13 protein-coding genes are annotated in these 15,032 nt (G+C 55.8%); 4 read left to right on the top strand and 9 right to left on the bottom strand.

What is annotated here, in order from left to right; genetic code table 11:
* The 5 genes from ACLQ7H_RS12525 to phoB all read right to left on the bottom strand — a co-directional run.
* Positions 1-774: amino acid permease (locus tag ACLQ7H_RS12525; RefSeq protein ID WP_411752947.1), on the bottom strand; the 774-nt coding region annotated here is incomplete at its 3' end.
* 72 nt (positions 775-846) lie between these two features.
* Positions 847-2,166, bottom strand: a complete 1,320-nt coding sequence (brnQ, locus tag ACLQ7H_RS12530; protein WP_411752948.1) for a branched-chain amino acid transport system II carrier protein — start codon at positions 2,164-2,166, stop codon at positions 847-849.
* Between the two features lie 496 nt (positions 2,167-2,662).
* Complete coding sequence (locus ACLQ7H_RS12535; RefSeq protein WP_411752949.1) at positions 2,663-3,601, bottom strand: PstS family phosphate ABC transporter substrate-binding protein; 939 nt, start codon at positions 3,599-3,601, stop codon at positions 2,663-2,665.
* A gap of 13 nt (positions 3,602-3,614) precedes the next feature.
* Positions 3,615-4,931: a phosphate regulon sensor histidine kinase PhoR gene (gene phoR / locus ACLQ7H_RS12540; protein ID WP_411752950.1), complete on the bottom strand. Its 1,317-nt coding sequence runs from the start codon at positions 4,929-4,931 to the stop codon at positions 3,615-3,617.
* Between the two features lie 24 nt (positions 4,932-4,955).
* Positions 4,956-5,645, bottom strand: a complete 690-nt coding sequence (gene phoB / locus ACLQ7H_RS12545; protein WP_021180214.1) for a phosphate response regulator transcription factor PhoB — start codon at positions 5,643-5,645, stop codon at positions 4,956-4,958.
* Positions 5,646-5,847: 202 nt separating this feature from the next.
* On the opposite strand from phoB, the gene sbcD reads away from it, so the two are divergent.
* From sbcD to licT, 3 genes are all read left to right on the top strand, one after another.
* Entirely contained in the window at positions 5,848-7,077 is a 1,230-nt protein-coding gene (sbcD, locus tag ACLQ7H_RS12550) for an exonuclease subunit SbcD (protein ID WP_411752951.1), read from the top strand.
* A complete protein-coding gene (gene sbcC, locus ACLQ7H_RS12555) occupies positions 7,074-10,325 on the top strand; it encodes an exonuclease subunit SbcC (protein ID WP_411752952.1) in 3,252 nt (1,083 codons plus the stop codon). Before sbcD ends, sbcC begins: the two co-directional genes overlap by 4 nt.
* Positions 10,326-10,531: 206 nt before the next feature.
* Complete coding sequence (gene licT / locus ACLQ7H_RS12560) at positions 10,532-11,389, top strand: BglG family transcription antiterminator LicT (protein WP_411752953.1); 858 nt, start codon at positions 10,532-10,534, stop codon at positions 11,387-11,389.
* Between the two features lie 190 nt (positions 11,390-11,579).
* Here licT and mak read toward each other — a convergent pair whose 3' ends face one another.
* On the bottom strand, positions 11,580-12,488 hold the full coding sequence (gene mak, locus ACLQ7H_RS12565; protein WP_411752956.1) for a fructokinase: 909 nt from the start codon (positions 12,486-12,488) through the stop codon (positions 11,580-11,582).
* Between the two features lie 240 nt (positions 12,489-12,728).
* On the opposite strand from mak, the gene rdgC reads away from it, so the two are divergent.
* On the top strand, positions 12,729-13,640 hold the full coding sequence (rdgC, locus tag ACLQ7H_RS12570) for a recombination-associated protein RdgC (RefSeq protein WP_021805520.1): 912 nt from the start codon (positions 12,729-12,731) through the stop codon (positions 13,638-13,640).
* A gap of 187 nt (positions 13,641-13,827) precedes the next feature.
* Here the strand turns inward: rdgC and ppnP are convergent, their stop codons facing one another.
* From ppnP to aroL, 3 genes are all read right to left on the bottom strand, one after another.
* Positions 13,828-14,118 (bottom strand): pyrimidine/purine nucleoside phosphorylase, encoded by a 291-nt coding sequence (gene ppnP / locus ACLQ7H_RS12575; RefSeq protein WP_021180225.1) that lies wholly within the window; start codon positions 14,116-14,118, stop codon positions 13,828-13,830.
* A 184-nt stretch (positions 14,119-14,302) separates the two neighbouring features.
* Complete coding sequence (locus tag ACLQ7H_RS12580) at positions 14,303-14,497, bottom strand: YaiA family protein (RefSeq protein ID WP_411752954.1); 195 nt, start codon at positions 14,495-14,497, stop codon at positions 14,303-14,305.
* A 173-nt stretch (positions 14,498-14,670) separates the two neighbouring features.
* On the bottom strand, positions 14,671-15,032 hold a 362-nt coding region (gene aroL, locus ACLQ7H_RS12585), incomplete at its 5' end, for a shikimate kinase AroL (RefSeq protein ID WP_411752955.1).

Consider the following 15,032-nt stretch of genomic DNA (forward strand, 5'->3'; position numbering starts at 1 on the left):
CAGCGTCCCTACGTAGAACACAAGGATACGCCAAGGCACCGAGTTGATGGCCTTAGGGATCGATACCTTGGGATCCTTGGCTTCACCGGCGGTAATACCGATAATTTCAATCCCACCGTAGGCGAACATCACCAGCTGTAGCGACAGGATCATGCCGATAAAGCCGTTACTGAAGAAGCCACCGTTGACCCACAGGTTGTGTATCCCGGTCGGTTGCCCCCCGTTGCCGATGCCCCAGACGATGATGCCGATACCGGCGACGATCATGATGATAATGGTCGCCACCTTGAAGAACGAGAACCAGAACTCCAGTTCCCCGAATACCTTCACGCTCATCAGGTTGATGGCACCGATAATCAGCACCACGCTCAACACCCAGATCCAATGCGGCACTTCCGGGAACCAGACGCCCATGTAGATGCCGAAGGCCGTCACGTCGGCAATGGCGACGATCAGGATCTCAAAGCAGTAGGTCCAGCCGGTAATGTAACCTGCCATCGGGCCGAGATAATCCTGAGCATAGCGCGAGAACGAGCTGGCCTGCGGGTTATTCACCGACATTTCGCCCAGCGCGCGCATGATGATAAAAGCAATGATACCGCCGATCAGGTAAGCCAGCAGGACGCTGGGACCCGCCATTCTGATGGCCTCTGCGGAGCCATAAAACAGACCGGTACCAATGGCCGAACCCAGGGCCATAAAACGGATGTGACGCGTGCTGAGACCACGTTTGAGCTTATTGGCTGGAGCTGCAGTGGGTGACTGTTGTTGCATGTAAATGACCCGTCTTTTTTAAACGTAAAAAAGCCACGGACAAGTCCGTGGCCTAAAATTCAGACCGGAGGTTTAAGAGTGAGCAGTCACTTGGCTGCGTGCAAAAACCCGATCATAAATCGCGACCAGTACCAGCATCAGCAGCGAAGGTGGCAACCATGCCAACCCCTGCGCCGCCAGCGGCAGGTGATTGGTCCATTCTGGCATCAAATGCTGGAAGTTGGACGCTTTCACCGCATCAAGGATACCAAACAACAGGCTGACTAACATCACCGGCGCAACTATACGTGATGCACTATTCCACCAACGTAGGGTGAAGCTCAGCATCACCAGCACGATGCAAGGCGGGTAGATTGCGGTCAGCACCGGGATCGAAATCTGGATCAGGTGGCTCAGGCCCAGGTTGGAAACCACCATCGAGAACAGGCCGAGAATGAATACCAACGTTTTGTAAGAGAACGGCAGGTATTGCTCGAAGAACTCCGCGCAGGCGCAGGTCAGACCCACCGCGGTCACCATACAGGCGATGAAGATCAGCGCCGCCAGGAAGAAGCTGCCCAGGCCGCCGAAGGTATTTTGCACATAGGCATGCAGCACTACCGCACCATTAGTAGCATCCGGCGTCAGCACGCCGCTGCCGGAACCCAGCTTGAACAGGCTCAGGTAGACCAGCGTCAGGCCCACACCGGCGATCAAACCGGCCAGGATGGTATAACGGGTCAGCAGACCAGCGTCCTTCACGCCACGGGAACGTGCGGCGTTAACGATAACGATACCGAACACCATCGCGCCCAGCGTATCCATCGTCAGATAGCCGTTAACAAAACCCGAGGAGAACGGCACGGTTTGGTAGGCATCCACCGCCGGGATTGGTGCCCCTGCTGGCCACATCACTGCGGCAATACCCAGCACGGCCAGCGCCACAATCTTCAACGGCGCCAGAATATGGCCCACGGTATCAAGCAGGCGGCCCGGATAGAGTGAAATGCCAATTACCAGCGTAAAATAGACCAGGCTATAGATAAACAGCGGCATGGCACCGTCACCGGTCAACGGCGCAATACCCACTTCGAAGGAAACGGTCGCGGTACGCGGGGTGGCAAACAGCGGACCAACGGCCAGATAGCACACCGTTGCCAACAGCAGGCCGGCGCTACGGCCAATAGGTGAGCTTAATGCATCAACGCCGCCGCCAACGCGAGCCAGAGCAATCACGGTCAGCACCGGTAGACCTACAGCGGTGATCAGGAAACCAATCGCCGCAGTCCAGACGTGTTCGCCAGACTGCAAACCCACCATCGGTGGGAAGATGATGTTCCCGGCCCCGACGAATAAGGCAAAGGTCATAAAACCTAAAGCCAGAATATCTTTTGACGCTAAACGATGACTCATAATCTGTTGTGCTGCCTGTTGAAATATAAAATTGCCGATAAGCATGGTGGCAAAAGTGCCCCACTTCGGTTCGGTTGCCGGCCTGCTCTCTCATCGTGAAACTCATAGGCAGCAGACAGCGTGTAATAGCGGCGTCTTACCTTGCTAAAGGCGAATACTCATGATGACGAGCAGATTTTTAGACGTTTTTCCCCCTGCTGAATTCCAGGTCGCAATCACCAAAAAATGCTGAGGAAAATGGAGGTTTAGTCCGGCAATGGGGGTCAAGTTAAACGTTTATAGTGCCAAAACGCAATACGCAGGACAGAAAGCAGAGCGATCGTCCAGATAATATTGCTCATCCAGTCGAACATAGGGGTTATCAATAAATATGCACTACATGATTTGTATTATTTTTGAGCGCATCACTCACAAAAAATGAAATAATTAGTTACATGATGCGTGAAAACACCATTAATCAGCTAGAAAACGCGTGATATGTGCTCAAAAATCATCCCTACTCCAGCCCCAGCAGCGTGCGGGTTTTGCGCAGCGTATCCGACGGCAGCGGCAAATAACCGTCGTGATTAACCAGATCTTGCCCCTGCGCAGACAGCACACGGTCAAGGAACGCCGCCGTCAGGGGTTCCAGTGGCTGGTTAGGAGCTTTGTTGATGTAGATATACAGGTAACGCGCCAACGGATAGCTACCGTTACGCACGTTGGTTTCGCTGGGTTCAACATAACGGTCACCCGCTTCAGCGAGGGGCAATAGCCGCACCCCGCTGGCACGAAAACCAATGCTGGCATAGCCAATGCCGTTTAACGATCCGGCCACCGCCTGCACCACCGAGGCCGACCCCGGCAATTCATTCACCCGCGCCATAAAATCCCCACCGCATAGCGCACGCAGTTTGAAATACCCATAGGTACCCGAGGCGGAGTTGCGACCAAAGCGTTGCAAGGCACGCTGCTGCCAACTGCCCTGTAGCCCCAACTCTCCCCAGCGGTTAACCGGCGCGTTTTCCCCGCAGCGGCGGGTAGCGGAAAAAATTTGGTCCAGCTGTTGCAGATTCAAGCCACGTAGCGGATTGTCCTGATGCACCAGCACCACCAGCGCATCAACCGCGACCGGCACCGCCAGCGGCGCATAGCCATAGCGGTGCTCAAATGCCGATACCTCCGCCGCCTTCATTGGCCGACTCATCGGGCCAAGCTGCGCCGCTCCAGCCGCCAATGCGGTGGGTGCCGTCGAGGAACCGGCAGCCTGCAGTTGCAGGTTCACGTTGGGATAGTGTCGGCTGAAATCCTGCCCCCACAGCGCCATCAGGTTGGCCAGTGTGTCGGAGCCCACGCTAGATAGGTTGCCGGAAAGCATGCCGTCCGGAGCAGCCACGGCCCCGCGGCCAACCGACAACAGTAGGCAAAGCAGCAAAGCATGGGAAAATCGAATCATGGCGGGCTACCTGTTAATTTTTCACCGCATTCTCTGCTAAAGCCGCAGGAACAATCAACCGGTTAGGCAAGGTAAAGATAAAACGGGTGCCAATGCCTGGCTCGCTGAGGATCTCCAGCCGTGAATCATGATGGCTGAGCGCATGCTTCACAATGGCCAACCCGAGCCCACTGCCGCCGGTCTGGCGCGAACGCGCTTTATCCACACGATAGAATCGCTCGGTCAGGCGCGGGATATGTTCGGCACCAATGCCCGGCCCGTTATCGCTGACCTGGAATTGGGCACCCTGCGGCGTCTGCTGCCAGCTCACTTCGATATTGGTGCCCGCCGGAGTATGGTTGACGGCGTTGTACACCAGATTGGAAACCGCGCTACGCAGCTGATCCTCGTTACCAAATACCTGAAGGTTTTCGTTCACCCGGAAATTGATCTGGTGATTGCCGCCACTGAGCGACTGCGCCTCACGCAGCAATACCCGCAGCATTAACGGAATATCGACCTTCTCGTTCATATCCACGTTTGGCGCGGCCTCGATCCTGGAGAGCGTGAGCAACTGCTTTACCAGCCCATCCATGCGTTTGGTCTGCTCTTGCATGGTGCCCAAGGCTTTGCCACGCAGCGAACCATCCAGCTCTTCATCGCTCATCATCTCCAGGTAGCCTTGCAACACCGTTAGCGGCGTACGCAGCTCATGGCTGACGTTGGCGAAGAAGTTGCGTCTGGCCCCTTCCAGTTGGCGCATCTGCGTCACATCACGGGCCACCATCAGCAGTTGGCCTTCGGAATAGGGCATGATACGGAATTCGACAAAGTGCTCGTTATTCAGCTGTAGCGTCAGCGGCCGGGTAAATTCTTGCCGTTGCAGGTAGTGGCTAAATTCGGGGTAACGCAGCAGGTTGAGAATGTGTTGGCCGTTATCTTCCGGCCAGCGAAAACCCAGCAGATGCTGTGCCAGGCCGTTACACCAGAAGATATTGCCCTCGACGGTAGTCATCACCACCGCATCCGGTAAGGATTCGGCTCCGCTGCGAAAACGTTTGATCAACAGCGCCAGCTCACGGCGGCGGCGGCGATTACGCTGCTGCATCTGATACAGGCCATAGAACAGCGGCTCCCAGCTCCAGCGGCCCGGCGGCGGCGTCATGCTGCGATCCACCCACAGCCAGTGGGAAAGTTTGAGTTGGTTATAGAAGTTCCAGACCAGCGCGGCCAGCACCGAAACCAACAGCAACCAGGGCAGATAACCGAAAATCAGCCCCAGCAATAAGGCGGGCAGGCAAAAAAGGGCCAGCTCCAGCGCCAACCTCTTCCACGATAAACGTTCTAGCACGGTAACCTCTCCAGCGCGGTGCGATCAGTAGCGCGTTGAGAACCGATAACCGGTGCCGCGAACGGTTTGAACCATCTTGTCATGACCACTGGTCTCCAGCGCCTTACGCAGCCGGCGGATATGCACATCAACGGTGCGGTCTTCCACATAAACGTTAGTGCCCCAGACGTGATTAAGCAACTGTTCGCGGCTATAAACACGCTCCGGATGAGTCATAAAGAAGTGCAACAGTTTGAACTCGGTCGGCCCCATCTCCAGCGCCTGCTCATTGGCCATCACCCGGTGCGAGGAAGGATCCAGGCTTAGCCCCTGCATTTCAATCACTTCTTCTACTGCCATCGGTGAAATACGACGCATCACTGCTTTGATACGAGCCACCAGCTCCTTGGGTGAGAAAGGTTTGGTGATGTAATCATCCGCCCCAACCTCCAGGCCACGTACCCGATCTTCTTCTTCACCGCGCGCGGTCAGCATCATCACCGGGATATCCCGGGTCATCGCCTCGCGCTTCATATGCTTGATAAACTGAATGCCGGAACCGCCAGGTAACATCCAGTCCAGTAATACCAAATCAGGGAACGGCTCAGACAGGCGCGTGACGGCACTGTCATAATCCTCGGCTTCCAACGGTTGGTAACCATTCTGTTCCAACACAAAGCACACCATCTCACGGATCGGCGCTTCGTCTTCCACCACCAGTATGCGTCTTGCCATCGTCAATCCTGCCAATGTGTTAGCGATCTCAGTTGATTGCGGTCGCCATTATGCGTCAGTTTTGTGACAGTTTTATGAAAAAAAAGCCCCATTAATGGCAGTAAGCATAGCGATTATTTCTGGCGTTAAAGAAATATCATCATGCTTAGGTTACGATAAGGCCCATTTACGCCCTTATCATCCTGTTAGCGATGGAAGACCTATGCGCCTGATCCATACCTCCGACTGGCATTTGGGCCAGTACTTTTTCACCAAAAGCCGCGCCGCCGAGCATCAGGCCTTCTTACGTTGGCTGATCGAACAGGTGGAACAGCAGCGGGTGGATGCGCTGATCGTCGCAGGCGATCTGTTCGATACCGGCTCCCCGCCAAGCTACGCCCGCGAGTTGTACAACCGCTTTGTGGTGGAACTGCAACGTACCGGCTGCCAACTGGTAGTGCTGGGCGGCAACCACGACTCAGTGGCCACGCTGAATGAATCGCGTGAGTTGCTTTCTTGCCTGAACACCACTGTGATCGCCAACGCACAAAACGAGCTTGAGCAGCAAATCGTGGTGCTCAACCGGCTTGATGGCCAACCTGGTGCGGTGCTCTGCGCTATTCCGTTCCTGCGTCCACGGGATCTGCTCACCAGCCGCGCCGGTGAGTCTGGCAACCAAAAGCAGCAGGCGCTGCAAGAAGCCATCGCCGAGCATTACCAAAACCTGTATCAGGCAGCCGGTGCTCGCCGCGATGCGCTGGGTTTACCACTGCCGATCGTCGCCACCGGCCATCTGACCACCGTGGGTGTCACCACCTCGGATTCGGTGCGCGATATCTACATCGGTACGCTGGACGCCTTCCCGGCTCAGGCGTTCCCTCCTGCCGATTACATTGCGTTGGGGCATATCCATCGCGCGCAGAACGTCGCCAAGTCCGAGCATATCCGCTACAGCGGCTCCCCGATCCCACTGAGCTTCGATGAGTTAGGCAAGGCCAAAAGCGTATTTATGGTCGATTTTGCCGACGGAGCACTGCAACAGATCACCCCGCTGGAGATCCCCACCTTCCAGCCCATGCAGTTGATCAAAGGTGATTTGCTACAAATCGAAGCCCAGTTACAGCAGTTTGCCGATTATCAGGGCGAACTCCCGGTTTGGCTGGATATCGAAGTGGTCACCCAGGATTACCTCAGCGATATTCAGCGCCGTATCCAACAGTTGGCGGAGGATTTACCGGTTGAGGTGGTGCTGCTGCGGCGCAGCAAAGAGCAGCGTAGCCAGACCATTGCCCAACAGGATAAAGAAACCCTGAATGAATTGAGCGTGGGCGAAGTGTTCGAGCGGCGGCTGGCGTTGGAAGCCGAGATGGCCGAGCCACGCCAACAGCAGATGCGGCAAATGTTCCAGCAGGTGGTAGAAACCTTGCATTACCATAAGGAGCCATCGACATGAAGATCCTGAGCTTAAGGCTGAAAAACCTGAACTCGCTACAAGGCGAGTGGAAAATCGACTTCACGGCAGAACCCTTCGCCAGCAACGGCCTGTTTGCCATCACCGGCCCCACCGGAGCGGGTAAAACCACCCTGCTGGACGCCATCTGTCTGGCACTCTATCACCAGACGCCGCGCCTGGAAGTCAGCGCCAGCCAGAACGAATTGATGACCCGCCACACCGCCGAATCGCTGGCCGAAGTGGAGTTTGAGGTCAAAGGTATCGGCTATCGCGCCTTCTGGAGCCAGCGCCGGGCGAAAAACGATCCGGACGGCAACCTGCAGGCCCCCAAAGTGGAGCTGGCGCTGCGGGCAGACGGCAAAATTCTGGCGGATAAAATTTCCGATAAAAAAGAGCTGATTGCCGCGATCACCGGGCTGGATTTCGGCCGCTTCACCAAATCGATGATGCTGTCGCAGGGCCAGTTCGCCGCCTTCCTGAACGCCAAGGCCAACGAACGTGCCGAACTGCTGGAAGAACTGACCGGCACCGAGATTTATGGGCGGCTGTCGGCACAGGTCTTCGAACAGCACAAACAGGCGAAAAGCGATCTGGACGCTTTGCATCACCGTGCCAGCGGAATTGAACTGCTCAACGACGAGCAGCGCCAGGTGCTGGAAAACCAGCTCGGCGATCTCGGTACCGAAGAACAGCTTCTTAGCCAACAGGCGCAGCAACAACAACAGCAGTGGAACTGGCTGCAACGCTGGCAAACCATCCAGCAACAGACTCAGGAATATCAGCAACAGCTGGCTGGCGTGCAGCAAGAGTTTCAACTGGCCGAACCGCAGTTGCAGCAGTTAGCTCGCAGTGAACCCGCAGAGAAACTGCGCCCGTTGCTCAATGAGCGTAATCGTTGTCAGCAGGACCATCAGACGCTGCAACGGCAGATCGAGCTGTTGGCACAACAGCAACAGCGGCAATTGGCCGAACTGACCCCGTTACAACAGCAGTTGGAGCAGGCGCAAAAGGCCAGGCAGGCCCAGGCAGAACATCAGCAACAGCAGCAGACGCTGATGGATGAAAAAGTGTTACCACTCGATCACCAGATTGCCCTGTTGCAAAATCAACTGACAGAAGCACGTAAACAGCATACAGAGAGCCAGCGGCAGAGCGAAGAGCTGCGGCGCACGTTGGAACAGCTAACCGAACGACGCAGCCAACTGGCTAACCTGGCGGGCCAATTTCAGACTAAGCAGCTTGAACTCACCGCGGCGCTGGATAGCCAACTCCAACAGCAAACCACGCTGGAGGCGCAATCCCCACTGGAAAAACTGCACCACCGCCAGGCCGAACTGAGCGGCTTGCGCCCGGTTCGCCAACAGCTGTCCAAACTGGCCTTGCTGTTCCAACAGAACCAGCAGCGCCTTGAGCAACAGCGGCTCGAATTCACTACGCGCCAAAAACAGCTGACCGAGGTTGAGAGCCAGCTCGATGCGGTGCGCCAGCAGTATAAACAGCAAAAAGCGCATCTGACGGACGTTGAGAAGACGCTCGAACTGGAAAAGCACATCGTCAGTCTGGAAGCCGAACGGGCGCGTCTGCAGACCGATGCCCCCTGCCCGCTGTGCGGCTCCACGCACCATCCGGCGATCGAGCAATATCAGGCCGTCAAACCGTCCGAAACGGAACAACGCGTCGCTCAATTGCGTACCCAAACCGAGGAGCTACACACTAAAGGGACTGAACTGCGCGCACGCAGTGAAAGCCTGAAAGAGCAACAGCAACGCCTGCAAACGCAGTTGAACCAGGAGCTTGAGCAGCAGGAAAACCATCTGCAAAGCTGGCAAACCCTCAGCGCCCCTTTAGCCTTCGACTTTACGCTGCAAGACAGCACCCGGTTAACCGCCTGGCTGGAGGCTTGCGATAGTGAGGAACAGGCCGTTCAGCAACTTCTGCTGCAACACGAACGGCTCGCCAAGGCCGTGCAGCTGGCGAAGGATGCCCTGAATGCCCTGCAAACCGAACAGCAAAGTTCGCAACAGGAAATGGCGCGGGTGAATGAGCGCTTTGAACTGATGCAGAAAAATCAGCAGGAAATCGAGCGCCAATTAGCACATTGGCAACAACAGTGTCTGACAAGTGAAACTCAGCTGCTGGCACTGCGTAACGAACGCATCGCGCTGTTTGGTGAGCGAACGGTGGCCGCAGCCCGCGAGCAGTGGCGTACGGCACAAGTCGCCGCAGAGAATGCCTTACAGCAGGCTACGGAGCAATTGCACAAAGCCCAGGAGCAGCGCGACCATCTGGCTGGCCAATGGGTTGGTTTGCAGCAACAACAGCAACAGCAAGCCGAGCGCGGGGAACAGGCCGAGCAACAATGGCTGCTGGCCTTGGCCAACAGTACCTTTGACGATGAAGCCGCGTTCAATGCCGCGTTGCTGGATGACGACGAACGTCTGCGCTTACAACAGTACAAAGAGCAGTTGCAGGAGCGTCAGGTACAGGCCACCACATTGCTGGCACAGGTCGTACAAGCTCTGGAGCAGCATCGTCTGGAACGCCCTGCGGATCTGGATGAAACCCAAGTCAATATTGAGCAGCTCACCACAGCACTCAGCGGGTTGGCAGAACGGCTGAAAACGCTACAGTTGCGCCAGGGCGAAGTACGCAACCAACTGAGCAGCGATGCCGAGCGCCGCCTCAATCAACAATCCCTGTTCGAACAGATTGCCCAAAGCCAGCAGCAGTACGACGACTGGAGCCTACTCAACCAGCTTATCGGCTCCAAAGAGGGCGACAAGTTCCGCAAGTTCGCTCAGGGCCTGACCCTGGATCATCTGGTGTATCTGGCCAATAACCAACTGGGCCGCCTGCACGGGCGCTATCTGTTGCAGCGTAAAACCAGTGATGCGCTAGAGTTACAGGTGGTGGATACCTGGCAGGCCGATGCCCTGCGCGATACTCGCACCCTCTCCGGCGGCGAAAGCTTCCTGGTCAGCCTGGCGCTGGCGCTGGCCTTGTCCGATCTGGTCAGCCACAAGACCAGCATCGATTCGCTGTTCCTGGATGAGGGCTTCGGCACGCTGGACGCCGAGACGCTGGACACCGCGCTAGACGCCCTGGACAGCCTTAACGCCACCGGCAAAACCATCGGCGTGATCAGCCACGTGGAGGCGATGAAGGAACGCATCCCGGTGCAGATTAAGGTGAAAAAGGTCAATGGCTTGGGGGTCAGCCGACTGGACGCTCAGTTTCGCATCGAATGACCGCGACAGGGGCTTACGTCAAGTGGTAACTACGACCAGAAGTGTGATCGCGGCTACAGTACAAGCTGAAAAGCATTGAGCCAGAGCCGACAACGGTTATCATGGAGCCAATTACAGGATTGTCACTGTGCAAACAGGCAAAACCTGACCTTCGGGATCGCTCCCGGACGTCGGGTTTTTTCGTTTTCAGCGGGCCAGGAATAGCCATGAAAATCGCTAAGATACTCAATAATAACGTAGTGATTACGCTGAATGACCATCAGGAAGAAACGGTGGTTATGGGGCGTGGCATTGGCTTTCAAAAGAAAGCCGGGGAAAGTGTGGATGAAAGCCTGATCGAAAAGGTGTTCACCCTCAACAGCGGCGAGATGAGCGAACGCTACAAAGAACTGCTGGCGGAGATCCCGCTGGCGTGCGTGACCACTGCGGACAAGATCATCACCCTCGCCCGCGAGCGGCTGCCGGGGAAACTGCATAACATTGTCTACATCACGCTGACCGACCATATCCATTTTGCGCTGCAACGCCACGCACAAGGGCTGGATATCAAGAACGCGCTGCTGTGGGAGATCAAAAAACTCTATCCCAACGAGTTTGCCATTGGGCTTGAGGCGTTGACCATCATCGCCCAGCGCCTGGAGACTACGCTCCAGGAAGACGAGGCTGGGTTTATTGCCTTGCACCTGGTCAACGCACAGCTCAATGACGAAATGCATAACACCCTGCATATCACCCGCGTGATGCAGGAGATCCTCAATATCGTCAAATACTATTTCCGTTTTGACTACAACGAGGAAGCACTCAGCTACCATCGCTTTGTCACCCATCTGAAATTCTTTGCCCAGCGGTTGTTAGGCAAGAACTACGTCAACAGCGAGGACGATTCGCTGTATCAGGTGGTGAAGGAGAAATACCGCGAGTCATTCGCCTGTGCCGGCAAGATCAACCAGCACATCGAAAAGAGCTACCAGCACCAGCTGACCAGCGAAGAGATGCTGTTTCTGACCATCCATATCGAGCGGGTACGCAGCGAAAGCGAGAAGGATTACACGCCGAAGGATTGAGACTGGAACTCACAACGTAGGGCGCTGCATACTGTGCCCGCCTGGATGATCAATGGTTAGCCGGAGATCGCTGCCCCTCCTCCCCCCAACCCTCTCCCCAAAAAGGAGAGGTACCGATACGGAGTCATGGTCAAGTATGGGAGGCAATCTGTAACCCCTACGGTCAGCCTCACACCCTACGGAAAATTTGTTACTCCTGAGGCCAAAGCCAGGCCGCACCGCGCACGCCGCTGGAATCACCGTGTACTGCCTTGCGGATCGGCGTTTCGCACTCGCCGCCAAATACCCAGGTTTTCACCAACGCGGGCACCGTTTGATACAGCCGATCCACGTTGCTCATGCCGCCGCCCAGGACGATCACATCGGGATCAAAGAGATTGATCACGTGCGCCAAAGACTTCGCCAACCGCATTTCGTAACGCTGAATCGCTAACTCTGCCACCGCATCCTGCTGTGCCACCAGCGCCATAATTTCGTGACCTTTCAGCGCCTGACCCCTCAACCGCGCATAATCGGTCGCGAAACCGGTGCCAGAGATAAAGGTTTCAATACAGCCTTGCTTACCACAGTAACAGGGCACCTCGGCGCCAAAACGCAGTTCGTCTTCATCCAGCCACGGCAGTGGGTTGTGGCCCCACTCACCGGAAATGCCATTGCCCCCGGCATGTACCAGGCCGTTTATTGCGACTCCGGCACCACATCCGGTACCAATAATCACCGCAAATACGGTTGGTTTTCCAGCAGCGGCCCCATCGGTGGCTTCCGATACCGCCAGGCAGTTGGCATCGTTAGCCAGCCGCACTTCACGTTGCAACATGGCGGAAAGATCTTTATCCATCGGCTGACCATTCAGCCAGGTGGAATTGGCATTTTTTACCAGGCCGGTAAAGGGTGACAACGTGCCTGGGATCCCCACGCCCACCGAGCCTTGCTGGCCCGTTTTTTCCTCCGCCAGCTTCACCAACCCGCAGATAGCTTCTAGCGTCAGCTGATAATCATCACGAGGGGTGGCAATGCGATGGCGGAACAGCTCTACGCCATCGTTAGCCAATGCAATCACTTCAATTTTAGTGCCACCCAGATCGATACCAATACGCACAATTCCTCTCCCCAATTCAGCACGACAACAAACTTGCCGCCCAGTGTAGCGCATAGCCCGGCTCACGCCACGCTCACCGAATGTGACGCCAATGGCAATTCCCCTATCTGGCTGCATGAAACGCGGCAACGGACGCAAATCAGCGGGAATGAGGCGATTTTTCAGCGTCAATTCGTTATTATGCCGCCCTGCTTTTGATGAATCTGCGTGCCAAATGCACGCCCAGCCTGGGATAACATTATGCTGTGGTTTAAGAATTTGATGGTTTACCGTTTGAGCCGCGATGTTGCGCTAACTGCGGATGAAATGGAAAAACAGCTCAGCGCCTTTGCCTTCACCCCGTGTGGCAGCCAGGACATGGCGAAAACCGGCTGGGTTTCCCCGATGGGCTCTCACAGCGACGCACTGACGCACGCGGTTAACGGCCAGATCATGATTTGTGCCCGTAAAGAAGAGAAGATCCTGCCCTCTCCGGTACTGAAACAAGAGCTACAGGCCAAGATCGAAAAACTGGAGGGTGAACAGCACCGCAAGCTGAAAAAAACCGAGAAAGACTCCCTGAAAGATGAAGTGCTGCACAGCCTGCTGCCACGCGCCTTCAGCCGCTTTAATCAGACCTATATGTGGATCGATACCGTTAACGATCTGATTATGGTCGATGCCGCCAGTGCCAAACGCGCCGAAGATATGCTGGCGTTGCTGCGTAAGAGTCTGGGTTCTTTGCCAGTGGTACCGTTGACCATGGAAAGTCCGATCGAACTGACGCTGACCGAATGGGTCCGCTCCGGCGAACTGCCAGCCGGCTTTATCATTCAGGATGAGGCCGAACTGAAAGCCATTCTGGAAGAAGGCGGGGTGATCCGCTGTAAGAAGCAGAACCTGATCAGCGACGAGATTGCCGTACATATCGAGGCTGGCAAACTGGTGACCAAGCTGGCGGTAGATTGGCAGGAGCGCATTCAACTGGTGCTGGCCGACGACGGCTCACTCAAACGCCTGAAGTTTGCCGATACCCTGCGCGATCAGAACGATGATATCGATCGTGAAGATTTTGCCCAGCGTTTCGACGCCGATTTCATCCTGATGACCAGCGAACTGGCGGCCTTGATCAGCAACACCATCGAAGCCTTGGGTGGCGAAGCTCAGCGCTAGAAATAAAAGGGGCGCAACACGTTGCGCCCGCTAAAATCAGAATGCTGTAGATAATTACAAATACCCTATGGATTTCAAGTCGCAGCTAGGCGACAAGTTCACTCATCCCCAGGAGCTTACTATTGTAAGTGACTGGGGTGGGTGAATGCAGGTAACAACGCTGCGGCTTGAAAGACGACGGGTATTTTTACTTACTTAAATAGCGGCATAGATATGCCGTCGCATCGGCAACCTGAACGTTGAATTCACTCTGCGCAGGCACGAAGAACTTCTCGCCCGGCGTAAACACCTGCCAATCCGGTGCGCCCGGTAACAGCACTTTCAATGCCCCGGTGATCACCGTCATCTCTTCCGGCTGTGCGGTACCGAAGGTGTATTCACCCTCTTCCATCACCCCGACGCTGGTACGACCGATGCTGCTACTATCGTAACCGATAGACTTCACTTTCCCGGCAAAATACTCGTTCACTTTCAGCATAGACTGGCACCCGCGTAATCATCTTTGAGGAATCTCCATATTGGGGGATGAATCCGGGTCTGTCACTGGTTTTTGATACGAAATGCGATCGTTACGCACGGCAAAACATGAGCGGGATCAAACAATGAGTTCGGTGGCCAACTTAGCCACCACGGCTAGCGGCCACCATGGGTTATACCGCGGGCTATTCACCCAGGTTTTCATCCTCGTAACGCCGCTTGGCGTCTAACGCTTCCCGCTCGGTTTCGTGCTCGCTGATCAGCGTATCGGGTTTGGGGTGATCGGCCCGTAGCTCATACCAACGAACCTGTTTGCCCGCTTCGCCCTTATCTACGGCCTCAATTCGCGCCGTTCTCGGGTAGGGAGGTTTACTCGGCATAGTGCTCTCCTGTGTGATTACCTGCGGTTAAGTATAGACAACCACACTGAAAGTTACCGGCGCGCCCCCATTAATTTGACTAAGCGGGCGCAGCATGCGGCGCCCCTACAGCACATAGCGAGTTGGTTGGGATTGGTCAGTGGTATCTTGGCACAAGATATGCTTTGGGAAAGTTACTTTACCGCTTCGCCTTGCAAGACCGCCAGGATCTGCTCGACGACCTGCTGGGGATTAGCGGTACCATCCATAACATGGTGCGCGGCCTCCTGATAGAGCGCCTCACGTGCCGCCAGCACTTCCAGCATTTCTTCGGCGATGGGGCGGCCAGTCAGCGTTGGGCGCTGGCCCTCTTGCGGAAACTCTGCCAGCCGTTGCGCCAATACGCCGGCTGGAGCACGCAGGTAAATCACCGTGCCATGCTGACGCATAAAGCGCCGGTTCTCTTCGGCCAGGATCGCCCCACCGCCGGTGGCAACTATGGTTGACGATTGAGTTACCGCCTGCAAGGTCTGGGTTTCGCGCTGGCGAAAACCCG

It is taken from the genome of Serratia sp. (in: enterobacteria), from assembly GCF_046715635.1.
Lineage (GTDB): Bacteria > Pseudomonadota > Gammaproteobacteria > Enterobacterales > Enterobacteriaceae > Chania.

Bases quoted from the DNA above. Each gene is read 5' to 3' on its own strand.
- brnQ (WP_411752948.1), bottom strand. From the start codon at position 2,166: ATGAGTCATCGTTTAGCGTCAAAAGATATTCTGGCTTTAGGTTTTATG.
- ACLQ7H_RS12535 (WP_411752949.1), bottom strand. From the start codon at position 3,601: ATGATTCGATTTTCCCATGCTTTGCTGCTTTGCCTACTGTTGTCGGTT.
- phoB (WP_021180214.1), bottom strand. From the start codon at position 5,645: ATGGCAAGACGCATACTGGTGGTGGAAGACGAAGCGCCGATCCGTGAG.
- sbcD (WP_411752951.1), top strand. From the start codon at position 5,848: ATGCGCCTGATCCATACCTCCGACTGGCATTTGGGCCAGTACTTTTTC.
- sbcC (WP_411752952.1), top strand. From the start codon at position 7,074: ATGAAGATCCTGAGCTTAAGGCTGAAAAACCTGAACTCGCTACAAGGC.
- licT (WP_411752953.1), top strand. From the start codon at position 10,532: ATGAAAATCGCTAAGATACTCAATAATAACGTAGTGATTACGCTGAAT.
- rdgC (WP_021805520.1), top strand. From the start codon at position 12,729: ATGCTGTGGTTTAAGAATTTGATGGTTTACCGTTTGAGCCGCGATGTT.
- ppnP (WP_021180225.1), bottom strand. From the start codon at position 14,118: ATGCTGAAAGTGAACGAGTATTTTGCCGGGAAAGTGAAGTCTATCGGT.
- ACLQ7H_RS12580 (WP_411752954.1), bottom strand. From the start codon at position 14,497: ATGCCGAGTAAACCTCCCTACCCGAGAACGGCGCGAATTGAGGCCGTA.